Origin of the sequence: Methanolobus sp., assembly GCF_030682845.1 — an archaeon.
Taxonomy (GTDB): Archaea; Halobacteriota; Methanosarcinia; order Methanosarcinales; family Methanosarcinaceae; genus Methanolobus.
Genome location: NZ_JAUXNK010000087.1, coordinates 1 through 16,780, shown reverse-complemented (window position 1 = coordinate 16,780; position 16,780 = coordinate 1). Strand labels below are relative to the sequence as shown.

Below are 16,780 nucleotides of genomic sequence, written 5' to 3'. Positions count from 1 at the left end.
CAATATATTGGATTATAATTCTTTCCGAAATTCCTGTAAATAACGAAATTATAGAGACCAGAATTTTATCGAATGGATAGATGGAAATTGTACTACCTGATTCTAAAATATCAATGGTATAGCCTAAATGAGTAGGGATGTCGCCTCTACCATAAAAAGCGTACTTAATTAGTTGAGGAAATGTTAAAACAATCCAATATACTAATCCTAATAACACAGTGTGATATACTAGGAGTTTAGTTTCGTTTACATTGAATAATACAAAATAACTGATGATGAGCAATGAGTAAAGTAGCAACAAAAACAAAATAAAAAGTTCTAAAGAATAAGACTTGTAAATATGAGGTTCATATCCATTTATAGAAGAATTATTTAGACTCAGACAGAGTGCCGCAATTAATATAAAAGCACTACATAATAATAAATATAAAACTCTAGCTGTTTTAATGGAAAGTGTCATAATATCAGTGTTTATTAGCAGATGTGAGTTTAATGTAAATATCTTCAGTTAATTTAGAAATTTTATCCCACGAGTAACTAACACTCATTTGCTTGCCAATATATCCCATTTTTAACCTTTTATAATCATCTTTTAAAAGCGTCAGTATATTTTCTGAAAATGTTCTCGAATCTTGGGGTGAAGCTAAAAATCCATTTTTGCCATCCTGCACAAAATCTAAAACTCCCCCACAATTAGATGCAACAATAGGGATACCACTAGCCATTGCTTCCAAATTAACAATACCAAAAGGTTCTCTTATAGAAGTCAAACAAAAGATATCAGAGGATTTATAGTATAATGGTTTTAATTCTTCTTCAATATACCCCGCAAATAAAACACTTTCTCCAAGGCCTAGTGTAATAGAAAGATTTTCAAGTTTTTCCCTTAAACCACCATCACCAACAAAAAGCAGCAAAGTATCAGGTTTTTCCATTAATATTGAAGGCATAGCATTTAATAACACTTCTGGATTCTTATGAGGATTCAATCCACCTAAAAAAAGGATTACTTTTTTATCAAGGGGTAAATTTAACTTTTTTTTGCAATCATCTTTTGATAGTAAAATATTAAAGGCGCTAAGATTAATTCCATTTGGAATGACAGAAATCTTTTTTTGAAACCTACTCAATAAAGGAGAGCCTGCTATATAATTGATAGAAGGAGAGATAACAGTATTAGAGTAACCCAAAATAAGAGGAAGTAAATAACTGCCATAAAAATACACAAAAGACTTTCTTATGAATGTGCCAAAGTTCAATATTACATCTCCATGATAAGAAACTACCAGAGGTATTTTATATATTCTCGAATACAAATAACCTGTAATTGTAGATGGCGGATTTCCCGCATGAATATGAACAATATCAAGGCTCAGTTTTAAAAATAAAGGCTTATAGATCAAACCTATTGAACAAGGAGAATCACCAATCATAAAGTTTGATTTATACCTATAGATAACCAATTCACCATATTTTTCTATAGAATCTTTAGAATCAAGAGAAGATGTAAAAATATATACCTTATGGCCCCTTTTAATCATAGCAATTGCCAAATTATAAGCTACATTACCAACACCCCCATAAAAAGATCGATTTATTTCCTCTCCCGAATGTGGGTTTTTATAAGGAAAATCTGTTACAAAGTATCCAATAATCATTAGGTTCACTCAGTATTCATTAAATACTATTTTATCTAGTGTTTTATCAGGACCAACATAATAGAAGTTTACTTAATGCCAATATATTTTATAATTATGTATATATTATTACTTAACTATATAATTAGATAATAATCATAAAAGGTGTTTATATACCGATTCTATTTTTTCAACTATACTATCCCAAACGTATTCAGTAGTCACTGCATTATAAGCGTTAACTCCCAAGATTTCTCTTTCTCCATGTTTATGGATTAAATTTTTAATTTCTTCTGCGATTTTCTTTGAGCTTCTGGGTTCAACTAAGATTCCAGTATAATGATTTTTAATCAAATCGCTATTACCTGGAATATCGGAGGCAATTATTGCTTTTTTATAAGCCATAGCTTCTAATAAAACAGTTGGAAGTCCCTCTGAAAGAGAAGGCAATACAAAGATATCAGCTGCTCCGTATGCCTGGTTTAAAAGAGTTGAGTCAATCCTGCCTGTAAATACTATATTTTGGATATTTTGGCTCTGCATTATTTCTAACAGTTTATCTTTATAGTCTTGATTGCCTTTTAATACATCTCCTACAACTACTAATATTGAATCTTCCTTGATTTCCTTCATTGCATCAACCAAGTATTCAACACCTTTTCTAGGAATTAGGCTCCCCACATAAAGTATTATAGTTTTGTTCTCTAATCCAAAAAGTGTCTTAAACTCTGAACAATCTATCTTCTCATTGATTTGATCAATAGTTATCCCATTCGGAATCACTTTGATGTTTTTTATTCCGTATTCCTTCAATATAGTCGCTTGAGAAGGAGATAAAGCAATTACACAATTTGCAGACAGTAAAGTCCATTTACCAACTGTTTCCTTGTAAATAATATTTAAATGCTCTTTCCAGTCATCATATAGTACAGTTCCATGGGAAGTAATTACAAGAGGAAGTTTCGTTTTTAATCTAGAGATCGCAGCGAAGTTTGTTGTCATTTGTAGATGACCGTGAGCATGAATAACATCAAAATTATTGTTTTTTAGCAATCTGAATAAGATTTCAGGAACAATTTGATTGTTTAGTGGTGAAAGTATAGATTCAAATCTATGAATCTTAACTCCATTACAAATATCATACTTAATGCTATTAAGGGAAGTAGAGGTATAAACAGTTACCTCATGCCCTCTTTTAGATAAATAATTACTCAGTTGATACACATGATTCTCGATTCCACCTACATGAGGAGGATATAAAGCTGCGATTTGGAGAATTTTCATACGCTTTTCACCCAGCTCTAAATTCTATTGTTCTTAGTACACTTATTCACCATTCTCGCCATCGCATGCAGTGTCAGAGCACTAAACACAGCCAGCAAACCCATCGTGAACAAAAGCACCATCAAAATTGCCGGACCAAAGGGCACCGACCCACCATTATTATAAGAATACAGCACGAACCAGCTTGTCGCAAGCCCTGCAAACAATAACAATAATCCAGGCACACCGATATAAACCAAAGGACGTTTGTACTCGATATCTGTAATGATGCTGCTAAGCACCTTGACGCCGTGCACAACGGGGTTATGCGTGGAAGTGTCCTCAATATCGTACCTGCAGGTGATTGGGACCTCCTTGACCTTCAGGTTGTGGTCTTTTATCTGCATAAGTATCTCGGAGCCTGCTGACATGCCGGAGTTACCGATCATTATCTCGTTGATGGCTGCATTGGAGTAGGCTCTAAAACCGCTTTGGGTGTCGGTTAACTTGACGCCGCTGCCCTGGTTGGTGGCTGTGTCGAGGACCTTCATGCCGACTTTACGGTAGAGGGGGATCTTTACCTTGTGGCCTTCCATGAAGCGGGAGCCTATGGAAACGTCGGCCTCACCTTTGAGGATGGGATGCAGGACGCGGGCTATCTCGGAGGGGTCGTGCTGGCCGTCTGAGTCTATGATGACCATTGCCCTGGCCTGTATCTTGCGAGCGGTCTCAAAACAGGTGTTTATAGCTGCGCCGTAGCCCAGGTTCACATCATGGTAGATCACCGTGGCACCGCAGGCTGTGGCTATCATGGCTGTGGCATCTTCACTGCCGTCGTTGACAACCACTACCTCGTCCACGTAGGGTTTGCAGCCGAGGACCGTTTTGGCTATGTATTTCTCCTCGTTGAAGGCAGGCATGGCTGCGATGACCCTACCATACCCGCAGTTATCAGGTTCGACAGCATAGTCCACTCTGTAATCATTCATAGTATTCGATGAATCTTCGATCTCAGATGCCATGTACATATCCTCCCGGAATGGCATCTAAGAGAGCGCTGCCTATGGCTATCTCCTCGTTGAATGCAGGGATCACAGCCACTACTGTCATTTTGTCAGGGTCGCCATGACCGGTAATGGTCACTTCATCGCCGACAAACGGCTCTTCAGGCGATATAGTGACATTTGAGATCGCACCTGCTGTGGACATCAGTAAGAGCATGCCCCCACAGATAGAAATAAAGCGAGACCAACTGAAGATGATCTGGTATATTGTTTCAAAACAACATCTCTCTCATACATTAGTTGTATATCTTATTACTCAATCTCCTATTCGTCCAAACCTGATTTAATATTTGCGACACTCTTTTTAGTATCATCATTTCTTAATGCTTATTTAACATGCCCTGTCAATAAGAAACAGATGCCATCCATGACAGATCTTAGGATCATCATTGCCTTTGTGGCAGCCACTGTATTATCTGTACTTATACCGCTTTTGAGCGCAAGTCCCATCCGCACCGTACTGGGCCTGCCCATGGTGCTCTTCCTCCCCGGCTATGCCCTGATAGCAGCCCTGTTCCCCGGGAAGGATGATCTGGACGGTATAGAACGTGTCGCCCTGAGCTTTGGCCTGAGCATAGCAGTGGTCCCTCTCATAGGCCTGGGCCTCAATTACACTCCCTGGGGCATACGGCTTGTTCCCGTGCTGGCATCCATATCAGTGTTCACTCTCCTGATGGTCCTGATAGCTGCCCACAGGAGGAAAGGTCTGGGAGCTGATGCGTTCTCAGTCCCTTTTACGCGAATGTATCTGTCCCTGCAAAACGAGATGAGCACAAAACCTCAGTCCAGGCTCGACCGGATCCTGAGCATAGTGCTTGTCATTTCCATCCTGTTATCTGTCATCACTCTGGTGTATGTGGTGGTGACCCCAAAACAGGGCGAGAGCTTCACTGAGTTCTACATACTGGGTCCACGGGGCATGGCAGACGATTACAACACACGTCTTGTGAAGGGGGAGAGCTTTGATGTCATAGTTGGAGTTGTCAACCACGAATACTCAATGGTCAACTATTCCCTGGAGCTGAGACTGGACAACGAGCCAATGAATATTCCGGACAGCTACAGGCACATCCCCCTGGAGCACAATGCCACCTGGGAGCAGCCCCTGTCCTTCACCCCGGAGATCACTGGAAACGACATGAAACTGCAGTACCTGCTCTACAGAGAAGAAGATATTAACGAGCCTTACCGGGACCTTCATCTGTGGATCAATGTCACGGAAGCTTAAGATGGAGCTCAGGAGAAGACACATCTCGAAAAACTCCCTCTATTGTTATCTTACTTCAAAGAAAGATCCTCAGATGCTTCTGATCCCTGTAATATCTATAATTTCTGCAGAAATGCTCATCTACTCCGGCCACGTGCAGGCAGGGATTATCTTGCACGTAATTACGATGCTTTCATTATCTATTATTGTCATGTGGATCCCGGAATCACATATCTCCAGGTCCTTTCAGGTATTGGCACTGCTCCCTCTATTAAGACTTTTGAACATGTCCATGCCTGTTTATTCAGAGATGACGCTCTATTTTTTCGCCTTCATATATGTGCCTCTCTTGTTGCCTGCATATCTTGTCATACGGCATCAGGGCATGAATCTCCAAAGTATAGGCCTGACCTCAAGAAAACTGTTGATATATATTCCCCTATCCTTCATTGTGGGAGGTATGATTGGATGGGGCGAGTCCATGATCATCCCTGCAGCAAACCTTGTACCCGACCTCTCTGTTGCAAGTCTGCTCAAATTGTCCATTGTTATGATATTTATAGTAGGATTTGTCGAAGAGCTTATCTTCAGGTCCTTGTTGCAGACCAGGATGGAAAGCTCTTTTGGGATGCTCAGAGGTCTGCTCATTGCAAGCCTGCTTTTTGGCGTCATGCACTCAGGCTATGGTACCTTCCAGGAAATCATGTACGCTTTCTGTGCAGGAATGGTGCTGGGGTACATGTTCCAGAGAACAGGAAGTCTGCCCCTGGTAAGCCTGACCCACGGTTTTGTGAATATCTTCCTGTTCGGCTTCATCCCCCTCCTTCCATATTTTAAGGCGTGAAGCCGGCATATGATCATCGTTCCCTACAAAACCCCTATCAATGGAAGAGCAATGCACTCGAATAGAAAGGAGATATAATTTAGCTTTAAACAGAACTTGATGAGATGATCTCTGATATTTCAAAGATAATAATGGCCACAAAGACCACAAACAGTGACATAATGGGCATGGTAAGAGAGCAGTCAAGGGACTTGCTCCATCTCTTGGATGCTGATAGTATTTCCTTTGCAGATAACAGCAGGATAAGTGAAATAATGGCCAGCAAACCATATTCTGCAAGACCTACCGGTGTTGTCATTGACACAATCCCAGCAGCAGCTGATGATGTGGCAGTTGACGTGGCCGTTGTGACCGTAGTTGTCAACATTATACTCCCCATATTGACTTATCGATACTATGTTATTAAAGTCTTGCGAAAGATATCACAATCTTAAAAAAATATGCATCATACGCCGGTATTTACTACCACGTCTACAGAGAACGAAATCAGGAACACGAATATGGGCGAGAGTCAAACCTGGTTTTTAACTATCGAGTTCAATATCATCCCTGTAAATACCCCAAAGACCCCTACCAGAACAAACGTCATCGCCAGCATTGTTTTCCCCGCCCAGAAGCCATTACCAGCGTTGTAGCCGTACACTGTAGAGAATCCCAATGTCAGGCCTATGAACACACATATCAGTCCAGGCACTCCAAAATACAATAATGGACGCTCCCTCCCAAACTCATTGATTATAGACCCCAGCACACTCATCCCATGCTTCACTGATTGAATGTGGAGCCGTCAACGTCATACCTGCAGGTGATGGGCACTTCTGTGATCTTGAAGCCGGCTGCAGACGCATCGTGGATCATCTCAGACTCTATACCCATACCGCTGTTGTTGAACTTGAAGGCAGAAAAAGTCTCTTTAGAAAAGGCACGGAAGCCGCTCTGGGAGTCGTTGAGGCTGACATCGTTGGCCTTGTTGGTAGCGAAGGTGAGGACCGCCTGGCCGATGCGGCGGTAACGGGGAACCTTGATGTTGTGGTCTTTGAGGAACCTTGCGCCGTTGACGATGTCGGCTTCCTTGCTGAGGATGGGCTCAATCAAGCGGGGAATCTCGTCAGGGTTGTGCTGGCCGTCGCCATCCAGGGTCACCAGTACATCCACTTTGTTCTCTATGGCCCAATCAAAGGCTGTGTGAAGCGCCATGCCTTTGCCGGCGTTCTTCTCGTGGCGCAATAAGGTGGCTTGCATGAGCTCGGCCACATGGAAGGTGGTGTCAATGCTACCGTCGTCGATAACAAGAACTTCGTCCACATACTGCCTGGCCCTTACAATAACACTTCCGATTGCTATCTCCTCGTTGAATGCAGGAATCGCAGCTACTACCGTCATTTGCAAACCAGTTCTGCAGCTTTCGATGCATGTGAGATAAAATGCACTATTTTACAAACAAAGTGCACATGATCTGCAGAATTACTCCCCGATTGTAAATGAGAATCAGCATCTATATATAATGTTTGGCCTTGTGTAAATGCTTCCGTGCAATAATTTTTCTCCAAATTATCGCATTGTTTTTAATATATTGGAAGTATTATGAGTACAAATGCTCCCCTTCGCACACATAGGAATAGCCATTGCACTTTTCTACATCGCAGGCCTGGCCTTCCCTAAGGTCCGGCCGCATATCAACTACTGGTATGTGATCGTGGGCTCCATGCTTCCGGACATCATCGACAAGACGGTTGGCATGATACTCTTTGCAGATACCTTTGCCAACGGGAGGATCTTTGCACATGCGCTGCTCTTTGTTGTGGTGCTGGGAGCGGCAGGGTACTATTTCTATACCCAAGGCCAAGGAGACTACCGAGTGCTCACACTGGCAGGGGCGAGCCTGATACACCAGCTGCTTGACAGCATGTGGAAGACCCCTGTGACCTTCCTGTGGCCTTTGCTGGGGTGGGGGTTTGAGAGGCTGGAAGAGTACGGCTCCTTCTGGCAGTTTCTGCTGGGAGTCTACGGACATCTTGGGGACATCGGGGATCCACAAATGCTTTTCCTCTTCATGACCGAGCTCCTGGGGCTTGCCGTGATAACCATCTTCGGGGCCACCTACCTCCAGAAGAGGAGAAGAGAGCAAAAGCACTGAACATACCCTCCGTTTCGCAGTAGCGCGATCTAGAACAACCCCCCGCCCCAGGCGGCGTTATCCATCGCCATTCCTGCAAATGATCATACATCAACAGCACATTCAGAATTATCATGAGCCGGCATATCGTCTGTATCTTCAAAAAAGCCCCTTCAAAAGAGATATCTTAATTTAGTTCCGCCTTCAACCATAAACTAAATTGTTCTCGGTCCTTATCAGTGCCCTTGACTTTGCAATACCAATCCTGATAGTGATCTTCAGAGGACTGTTTGGGACCGGTGTCCTTATTGAGCTGGGCCTGATGCAGAGACTATCGCGTTTTGCAAGCCCCTGTTCAGGTTCACAAACCTTCAGGACACCTGAACACCACACCTGCATACACAGGGGGATACTCACCTACCGGATACCGATAGTACTGCCTGCTCTTGGCCCGGTGGTCGGTGGTTCCTACGTCAATTACCCACTACTGAACAGCTGTCCGACAATTCAATTTAATCCCCAATAAAGAGGAAAAAAAGGTTTTTAAAGGCTTTAAATCGGAAAGAAGGAATCGGTCTATTACTTACCGTAATTGTCGGACAACCTGCTCATTCATAGGTCGTTGACCCGGTAGTTGATGCCTCTCTTCTTTTCTCTTCAGCCTTTGCACTGTATGCTGCAGCTTCCTCTATCTCTCCCAGTTTGAAGAGAAGCATGGCATAATCTTTTAAGTGGATGGCCTCCCACTCCGGTTCAAAGGAGTGGTCTGGATCTTTTGCAGTAATGGATCTCTGGAGAGCCATAGACTGCTCAAAAGCCTGTTTCGATGTTTCAAGCTCATCCGCAACGCAGCAAGCAGCACCAATCGCAGAGTACAAACCTACAGCATTATCCAGGAGCTTCAGGTCGTCTGGAGAAGCCTCGATCAATTTTCCCATAAGTGCAAAAGAAGTTTTGTATCTGTCAATAGCCTCTTTTGAATATCCAGCATTATAGTCAAGGAGTCCAAGGTAATGAAGAGATGAAAAAAAGCCCCCTACATATTCGGGATCTGTTGGATCGAGTTCAATGGCGTTCTTATAAAATGTAAGACTGACCTCAATATATGGTTTCGCAATTCCATATTTACCTTTAGATAGGTAATAACCTCCTTGTAGCTGAGATTCCATAGCCAAGAGGTTTTTTGCATCCCATTGAATATCATCATCAGAAATAATTTGTGACATGATCTCTGCGGCCTTTAAATGGAATTGCTCTGACATTTCAACTTCTCCTGAAATATCTAAAACATTAGCTAAGGACGTATATATACTTCCGAGTTCTTTTGCATCGATCCAGTCTTCGGATATTGTACTTATGCATCCTTGCTGGAGCTTAGCAGCTTGCTGCAAAAGAGAAATTGCAGTTGCGTATTCTTTCTTAAATTCATACACTTTTGCAAGGTTTTGCAGACATTTTACAAATCCCATATCTAATTCTGTATCGTCAGAAACTTCTTCATTTAGCCTTTCATAGATATCCAGGGCCATCTCATAGTACTGTTTTGCAGCTTCAATATCAGTATATAAATAAAGATTCCCTAGAGAATTTAAGCTGTCCGCAATAAAAATCTCATAGTCGAGATTTTCGGGATCTTCAGAATAATCATAGATTAATTTATCATATATGGTTATTTCCTTTTCGTAGTACTCTTTTGCCTTTTCGATGTCTTTCTCTTGAGCACTGAGATCTGCCATTTGGTTATAAGTCGCAGCAACTGACAACAAATTGTCTGCTTCATCATTCCCTTGATCTATAAGGGAGTTGTAGATATCTATTTCATGCATATAGCATTTTTTTGCTTCTTCAAAGAGCCCTATACCCTCAAAGAGCTCTGCAAGCAGATCTAAAACGTTAGTAAAATCACCCGTTTCCTCTTCTATATAATCAGGGTGATCTTCCAACAAGTTCTCAAATATACTAAGGGTTTTCTCACAATATGATCTTGTCCGATTATAATCATCTGCAGCAGAGGAAAGCATTCCAATCTTCAGATGCATCATCATCCGGCTACGTATATAGAATGGATCATCTGGGTTTTTTAGAAGTTTTGCTTCTACAATATCAAGTGAGTGGCGAGAATATTCATGAGCTTTCTCTATTTCACCAATATCCTCATACATTTCTACAAAAAGGACATACGTGCTGCCCAGCATATCAGTATAATCCTCATCTTCCGGCTTTATTTCAAGAATGTTCTGGTATATTTCCTGCAATCTATCATAGACCTGCTTTGCTTTTTCGACATTACCGTTATCCAGGCAGACCTTTCCATATTGCTCTACCATTTCATACGACAGTATAGACAGGAGACTGTCATCAGGATCCAGTTTCAGTGCTTTTTCAAACACATTCATTGTCTCTGCTACAAGTGTGGGAGGTCTTTCAGGTATTTGAGCCAGCATATAAATTGTCAGGATATCTTTCATTGTTTTCGAATAGTTCTTTAAATAGTCGACCTCTTTTGGATTATCTGCAATAACATCTGAATATCTCTTATAGATCGTTTCAAAAAGCCCTTCATTTTTCTCACATATGCTCTCTGACAATGAAAGGACACCCATTTCATCAAGAATATTTGCAATATGGCCAAGCGATTCCAGAAGAAAGGCCTGGTTTTGAATGTTCTCTTGTTCTTGCAAAAATAGCTCAGACGACTGGTCCAGGGCCTCTTCATAGATATCTAAAGCCTCATCCTTTTGACCGCATGCCTCAAACAATCTCCCTTTAAGAAGCAAAGCGATATGTATAAATTCAGGTAGATTTTCATCTTTTGAATCCCGCTCAGCCTTTTCCACAACCTTAAGAGCTTTTCTGTAATCTCCTTTTCTAGTTAGTTGGGAAACGGATCTTAATGACCGCTTAATTGAATCTGCAAGTTGCTTGGACATAATAAAAGATAGGGTTTCAGATATTTAACTGTGAGGTGGGAGATTCCCCTCCTCAGAGCGAAGCGACAGGGAAGTGAGGTGTTAGGTCCCCACAATACCGGCACCCACAACAACAGCTATCATCATCATGAGGAATGTAAATGCAACAATCAATATTCTTACAGTGTCTGAAGTTGCGTGATCATTCATACGTACCACCTTTAAAAATATAGTATGTAGATATAAAAGTTTTTAATTTTGCTTGAATTATATAAACAGATGATTGTAAAGTACTTAACAAGTTTTGTATTAACAGGGGTTGAGGGTAGCCTGCACCATCCAATTTCCCCAGGGCACTTACTTTAAAAGAGATATCTTAATTTAGTTCCGCCTTCAACCATAAACTATGTTCTCGGTCCTTATCAGTGCTCTGGAGTTCGCTGTTCCCATCCTGGTAGTGATCTTCATAGGACTGTTTGGGACCGGTGTCCTTATTGAGCTGGGCCTGATGCAGAAACTATCGCGTTTTGCAAACCCCCTGTTCAGGTTCACAAACCTTCCGGACACATGCGCCTCTTCGTTCATGGTATCCATGGGCTCCACTGTCGCAGCCAACACCATGGTGGTCAAATTCCGCGACACCGGCTGCATAAATAACAAAGAGACGATCCTTTGCGCTGCACTGAACACCACACCTGCATACATCCGGGGGATACTCACATACCAGATACCCATAGTACTGCCTGCTCTTGGCCCGGTGGTTGGAGGCTTCTACGTGATGGTGTTCATACTGACAGGTGTCGTAAAAATTACCACGATAGTTGTCCTTAGCAAGTTGCTCCTGAAGAAGAACCCCTGCAAGTTCGAGGAAACGATCGATGACACAAAAACAACCCTTAAAGAAGCGGCCAAAAACTCATTGACCAAGAACAAGAAACTTTTCACAAGGATCGCCGTTATCTATCTTGCCATGACAACACTGGTGTTCTACCTGCAGGACAGAGGTGCCTTTGAAATTTTCAGTGTCCTGCCTCTTGCAGACATTTTCGGCATCCCGCCTGAAAGCATAGTACCCCTCACAAGTTTTGTTGCCAGCCCCGTACTGGGGATCTCCCTGCTTGGACCAATGTTAAACAACAACGTCATATTACCACAACAGGCCATGATAATACTCATGCTTGGAAGCATGTTCATGCTCCCCATCTTCAGCATCCGAAGCCTGCTGCCCAGGTATGTCTCCATATTCGGTGCAAGAACAGGCATCGGTATTGTGTCCTTCTCGACCGGCATAAATGTACTTGTGCGACTTGTGATACTGCTTGTTCTCCTGTCCATAGCCAATTGAACAGGCAGATGAGCATGTTCTGCACTTCATTTACCGCAAAGGTAACTGCGAGCCGGGTTGAAGTTTAGACAATTATTTAATATGTGCAGGTACCTATCTGTCGTATACAACATCCATTAACAGGAGGAAGAAAAGTTGTCACAGGAAAATAACATTAATATGCTGTTCTATATCATCATCGCATTGACGATCGTTGTGGTGCTGATGGCGACAACGGCTTATGCCAATTCACAGGCAGCATATTCAAAGGAAACAGAAAGTACGATCCAGATGACCGGGAAAGCAGAAAGCATGGTCACACCCGATACCGCTCAACTGAGCATTGGTGTTGTTATCCAGGCTCAGAACTCCAGTGAAGCATCTCAACAGAATGCAGCCATCATGAGCAACATAGTTGACGAGCTCAAGCAACTTGGACTGGAGGACAGGGAGATACAGACATCATACGTTTCCGTGTACCCGGTATACAACTATGATGGAAAGGCGACCATTGAAGGGTATTCAGCTTCCAACAGTGTGCAGGTGACCACTACAAAGCTCGATATCCTGAGCCAGATCATTGACAGGTCCGCAGCTGCAGGTGCGAACCAGATAGGAGGGATCCAGTTCACAGTATCCGAGGATAAGCAAAAGGAGATGCGAGAAAAGTTGATCAATGAAGCCGTTGCCGACGCATCATCCAAGGCCACAATGCTTGCCGACAGCCTGGACGTCAGTATCGCAGGAGTACAGAGCTCATCTATAAGTGACAATACACAGCCCAATGTATACTATGACAGGATGGAAGAAACAGCAATGGACCAGGCAGCCCCCAGCACCCCAGTAGAGCCGGGAGAGTCCAGGGTCTCGCTGACCGTTCACGTCACCTATATCATCAATTAAGGGAGAGTTCTCTCTTTCCTCTTTTTCTGCCACCAGCTCCTGCACATATAATAATCCGGTGCATCGATCCCGCCACAGGCGGCACGTCCCGTCAATGCAGATTGCGCCATACTGCAGCGGTTGATCTGAAAATGCTTATATCGTCCCTTTCCTTTTTGAGGTCAGAAGATATGCTTCAGCAAGAAGCAATAAGGCGATGCAGATCAACACTGTGGCAATTACCACAGGATACTGGCCTCCGAAACCCTCAGGCGATATGTGCCGCAGCAGAATTCCTGCATATGCCCACACAATGACAAGTCCGTAAGCGATATCTCTGTTCTTTATCATTGTTGCTGCTGCGATGATAAGGCCCACGGCAAGTACCACAACGGTCCAGGTGGTCTCAGCTAAACCCAAACCTCCCCATCCAATGCTCACAAGAAGCACGGTCACATTAGCGATGGTTGCGATCGTTATCCACCCAAAGTATATGCTAAAAGGAAGCCCGATGAAAAGATAGTCCCTTCCAGTGAACCTTTCCTTGACGGTCAGTTGGTTTATCAGTATAAGACAAACAAGTATTATAACTATCAGCAACAGGGACAATGGTATCATATAATTATGCCATGCGAGGACCCAGGCAGTATTTGCTATTGAGGATACAGCGAACAATATCCCGATCCTATTCAGCAGTTCGGTCCTGGGGCTACCCCAAGAGTCCCGGAAAAAACCGATATGGTAAAGGGTATATCCCGCAAGCAGCAGATATATGAGTCCCCATATTGAAAATGTCAGCCCTGCAGGAGCAAAGAGGTTTGGAAAGGAGTCAGATACCTGGTCTGCTGTGACATTGTTTATTGGCAGGATATTGGCCAGCAAATTTGTAATTACCATGGCCAGAAAGGTCACTGCCACTACGATCTTGATCAATGTCGTTCTTTGTTCCATTGGACACCCTCAGCACTAACACATACTCAAACTCTGCCTTCAAGGCAGATAAAAGTTTTCTTAGGCTGGTTCTCAAGAATTATGCACTTCTGACGATCCGAACTGTTTTTGGTGTTGCTCTTGAAACCCATACCTGTGCCTCTGTAAGTATGTCAGAGAACCTTAATTCAAAAAGCTATTAAGCGAATAGTCCTATAAAGAATGTATAAATGGAATGGCGTACATCTTTAAGTTATAACTGGACAGTTGTTTCAGGCGCTATTGCCAAACAGTTCCCGGACTTACAGGCTTTGGGGTGGCCTTGGGGTGCCGGGTGTTTCATTACCTGAATGCAAGGGTTGCTTCAGTTGAATATCGGGAGGGGAATGATGCAAATATCTATCATAGATGATTCCGGCGTATGGGACGATTTCATCGACAGCAGTCCGTATGGGACTCTTTTTCATAAATGGGGCTTTCTGGAAACGATCGAGAAGCACACGGGTTACACCCTGCTTCCATACGGCATGTATGCAAAAGACAAACTGGTATGCATATTCCCGGTCTTCCTGAAGACCAACTACGGGGCCAACGTGATACTTTCTCCGCCCCCGCGCACGGGAGTGCCTTACATGGGCTTTGTGATGAGTGAAGAATATGATACTCTCACACAGAATGGTAAGGAGGTCCGCATGCGGGAAGTTATCCAGGAGCTTACAGGAAAGCTCGATGAGCTCTCACCCATCTATGTATCGATACAGGTGGTCCCGTCCTTCATTGACGTGAGGGAATTCAAATGGAACGATTATTCCATCGAGCCGTTGTTCACATATTATCTCTCCACAGACGCTCCCCTGGAGAAAATACTCAAGGAGTTCAGCCGCTCCACAAAAAGCGCAACAAAAAAGATAATGGAGAACAAATTCGACATGGAAATAAGGGAGAGCACAGACCTTGCTCCATTCTATGAGATACTGTCCAAAAGGTATGAAGAGCAGGGCATCAAGTTCCCGATCATAAGTATTGAGTATCTGGAGGACCTGCTCAGGCTATATCCCGATAACATCAGGCTATCTTATGTGTATGACGGGGACAATAATATAATAGGGTCCAGTCTTGCCATAATCTATAAAGGCAAGGTCATCTCATGGATGGGCACTCCCAAACCGGACGTAAGCCTGCCCGTGAACGATCTCATATTCTGGGAGCTTATCAAAATAGCTAAAGATACAAACCGTACATTTGAAATAGGCGGTGCTGACACCCGGCGGCTCTGTGCATTCAAAGCGCGTTTTAATCCTTCCCTTGAAACCAATTACAGGGTTTTCAGGCGCAGGCACATAGGAGCTATGGCCGAGTGGGTTTACATGAACGTGTATAAAAAAAGCAGCGGATTAATGTGATACTCCGGCCTGCAAGACCTTTGTGGGCATTGCAGGCCTTTATTATGTTGTTGACTGACATATAAATGTGAAATAGTAGTATTGAAAGCGATGTCGTAGGAGATAATAAAATGGGTGACTACTCTCTCCACTGAAGTGGAGAGCATCTAAGCATTTTGTGCTACAGACTGTAGCCCCAGTCTGAGTATATTGGCAGCAGCGTTGTGGTCTCTGTCCAGAATAAGGTTACAGAAAGGACAATTGTGTGTTCTTTCCGAGAGATATTTTCTGACTATCTGACCACAACCGGAACACATTTGAGAGGTATTTCTGGGATTGACAAGTTCTACACGCTTACCGGCCCATTCTGCCTTGTAAGTAGTGATACTTATCAACTTATTCCAGGAAACATCTGCAATGTGTTTTGCAAGACAATGATTTCTGATCATTCCTTTGATATTTAAGTCCTCAAAGACTATCAGGTCATATGACCTGACAAGTTCCAGACTCACCTTGTGCACGAAATCTTGCCGTTTATTGGATATTCGTTCATGAATATGTTCGACTACCTTGAGTGCTTTTTTCCACTCAGGTGAACCTTTGACAGCTTTTGATAATTTCCGTTGTGCATTTGCCAGGTTCTCTTCTTCGGTAACAAAGAATCTGGGATTTGGGATATCCTGACCATTTGAGAATGTAAGAAAACTTTTTATGCCTACATCCACTCCAACTGACTGACCAGTCAAAGGTACTGTTTCCTGAACATCAGTATCAACAAGGAAAGATACAAACCATTTCCCTGTACATGTTTTTCGAATAGTAACTCGCTTAATATCTCCGACAATAGGCCTGTGCAATTTTACCTTGATCGCACCTATCTTTGACAACCAGAGTCTGTTGTCCTGAAGTTCAAAACCAGATTGAGTATAAGTAATACTGTCATATCTGTTCTTACCCTTGAACCGAGGATAGCCCGGATCCTCTCCATCTTTGCATCGTCTGAAAAATGCCTGAAAAGCAAGGTCCACTCGCTTGACCACGTCCTGTAACACCTGAGAATGTACATTCCAGAGTTCAGGTTTGATCACTTTCCAATCAGGAAGCATCTTCTTGGACTCATAGTATCCGATCTTCTCTTGATCGAACTCCCATGCATTCTTCCTCAGGGCCAGTGTTTCATTATATGTCCACCTGCAAAGCTCAAGTGTGTCAACAAGTATCG

18 protein-coding genes are annotated in these 16,780 nt (G+C 43.0%); 8 read left to right on the top strand and 10 right to left on the bottom strand.

Going from position 1 to position 16,780, the window contains the following annotated elements:
• The 5 genes from Q8J68_RS12075 to Q8J68_RS12055 form a co-directional block, all read right to left on the bottom strand.
• Positions 1–460: hypothetical protein (locus Q8J68_RS12075; protein WP_305311767.1), on the bottom strand; the 460-nt coding region annotated here is incomplete at its 3' end.
• Between the two features lie 4 nt (positions 461–464).
• Entirely contained in the window at positions 465–1,658 is a 1,194-nt protein-coding gene (locus Q8J68_RS12070; protein ID WP_305311766.1) for a glycosyltransferase family 4 protein, read from the bottom strand.
• Between the two features lie 135 nt (positions 1,659–1,793).
• Positions 1,794–2,921, bottom strand: coding sequence for a glycosyltransferase family 4 protein (locus Q8J68_RS12065; protein WP_305311765.1), 1,128 nt, complete (start codon positions 2,919–2,921; stop codon positions 1,794–1,796).
• A 17-nt stretch (positions 2,922–2,938) separates the two neighbouring features.
• Positions 2,939–3,922, bottom strand: coding sequence for a glycosyltransferase family 2 protein (locus Q8J68_RS12060; RefSeq protein ID WP_305311764.1), 984 nt, complete (start codon positions 3,920–3,922; stop codon positions 2,939–2,941).
• Positions 3,912–4,121, bottom strand: a complete 210-nt coding sequence (locus Q8J68_RS12055; RefSeq protein ID WP_305311763.1) for a hypothetical protein — start codon at positions 4,119–4,121, stop codon at positions 3,912–3,914. The genes Q8J68_RS12060 and Q8J68_RS12055 overlap by 11 nt, the downstream gene beginning before the upstream one ends.
• Before the next feature lie 210 nt (positions 4,122–4,331).
• On the opposite strand from Q8J68_RS12055, the gene Q8J68_RS12050 reads away from it, so the two are divergent.
• The 3 genes from Q8J68_RS12050 (at position 4,332) to Q8J68_RS12040 (ending at position 6,449) form a co-directional block, all read left to right on the top strand.
• Positions 4,332–5,192 carry a DUF1616 domain-containing protein gene (locus Q8J68_RS12050; RefSeq protein ID WP_305311762.1) on the top strand — a complete coding sequence of 287 codons (861 nt, stop codon included), beginning with the start codon at positions 4,332–4,334 and terminating at the stop codon, positions 5,190–5,192.
• Positions 5,176–6,015, top strand: coding sequence for a CPBP family intramembrane glutamic endopeptidase (locus Q8J68_RS12045; protein ID WP_305311761.1), 840 nt, complete (start codon positions 5,176–5,178; stop codon positions 6,013–6,015). Before Q8J68_RS12050 ends, Q8J68_RS12045 begins: the two co-directional genes overlap by 17 nt.
• Positions 6,016–6,119: 104 nt before the next feature.
• Positions 6,120–6,449, top strand: coding sequence for a hypothetical protein (locus Q8J68_RS12040; protein ID WP_305311760.1), 330 nt, complete (start codon positions 6,120–6,122; stop codon positions 6,447–6,449).
• A 77-nt stretch (positions 6,450–6,526) separates the two neighbouring features.
• On the opposite strand, the gene Q8J68_RS12035 is transcribed toward Q8J68_RS12040, so the two are convergent.
• Positions 6,527–6,772 carry a hypothetical protein gene (locus tag Q8J68_RS12035; RefSeq protein ID WP_305311759.1) on the bottom strand — a complete coding sequence of 82 codons (246 nt, stop codon included), beginning with the start codon at positions 6,770–6,772 and terminating at the stop codon, positions 6,527–6,529.
• An 8-nt stretch (positions 6,773–6,780) separates the two neighbouring features.
• Positions 6,781–7,398, bottom strand: a complete 618-nt coding sequence (locus Q8J68_RS12030) for a glycosyltransferase family 2 protein (RefSeq protein ID WP_305311758.1) — start codon at positions 7,396–7,398, stop codon at positions 6,781–6,783.
• A gap of 211 nt (positions 7,399–7,609) precedes the next feature.
• On the opposite strand from Q8J68_RS12030, the gene Q8J68_RS12025 reads away from it, so the two are divergent.
• Positions 7,610–8,152, top strand: coding sequence for a metal-dependent hydrolase (locus tag Q8J68_RS12025; RefSeq protein ID WP_305311757.1), 543 nt, complete (start codon positions 7,610–7,612; stop codon positions 8,150–8,152).
• 199 nt (positions 8,153–8,351) lie between these two features.
• Positions 8,352–8,657 carry a hypothetical protein gene (locus tag Q8J68_RS12020; protein ID WP_305311756.1) on the top strand — a complete coding sequence of 102 codons (306 nt, stop codon included), beginning with the start codon at positions 8,352–8,354 and terminating at the stop codon, positions 8,655–8,657.
• 82 nt (positions 8,658–8,739) lie between these two features.
• Here Q8J68_RS12020 and Q8J68_RS12015 read toward each other — a convergent pair whose 3' ends face one another.
• Positions 8,740–11,061 (bottom strand): lipopolysaccharide assembly protein LapB, encoded by a 2,322-nt coding sequence (locus Q8J68_RS12015; protein ID WP_305311755.1) that lies wholly within the window; start codon positions 11,059–11,061, stop codon positions 8,740–8,742.
• 385 nt (positions 11,062–11,446) lie between these two features.
• Here Q8J68_RS12015 and Q8J68_RS12010 point away from each other — a divergent pair, with 385 nt between their 5' ends.
• Both Q8J68_RS12010 and Q8J68_RS12005 read left to right on the top strand, forming a co-directional pair.
• Entirely contained in the window at positions 11,447–12,385 is a 939-nt protein-coding gene (locus Q8J68_RS12010) for a nucleoside recognition domain-containing protein (RefSeq protein ID WP_305311754.1), read from the top strand.
• Positions 12,386–12,520: 135 nt separating this feature from the next.
• Positions 12,521–13,267 (top strand): SIMPL domain-containing protein, encoded by a 747-nt coding sequence (locus Q8J68_RS12005; RefSeq protein WP_305311753.1) that lies wholly within the window; start codon positions 12,521–12,523, stop codon positions 13,265–13,267.
• Positions 13,268–13,402: 135 nt separating this feature from the next.
• Here the strand turns inward: Q8J68_RS12005 and Q8J68_RS12000 are convergent, their stop codons facing one another.
• On the bottom strand, positions 13,403–14,197 hold the full coding sequence (locus tag Q8J68_RS12000; RefSeq protein ID WP_305311752.1) for a tryptophan-rich sensory protein: 795 nt from the start codon (positions 14,195–14,197) through the stop codon (positions 13,403–13,405).
• 368 nt (positions 14,198–14,565) lie between these two features.
• Here Q8J68_RS12000 and Q8J68_RS11995 point away from each other — a divergent pair, with 368 nt between their 5' ends.
• Positions 14,566–15,579: a GNAT family N-acetyltransferase gene (locus Q8J68_RS11995; RefSeq protein ID WP_305311751.1), complete on the top strand. Its 1,014-nt coding sequence runs from the start codon at positions 14,566–14,568 to the stop codon at positions 15,577–15,579.
• 146 nt (positions 15,580–15,725) lie between these two features.
• Here Q8J68_RS11995 and Q8J68_RS11990 read toward each other — a convergent pair.
• A partial coding sequence (locus Q8J68_RS11990; protein ID WP_370867640.1) for an RNA-guided endonuclease InsQ/TnpB family protein occupies positions 15,726–16,780 on the bottom strand: 1,055 nt, incomplete at its 5' end.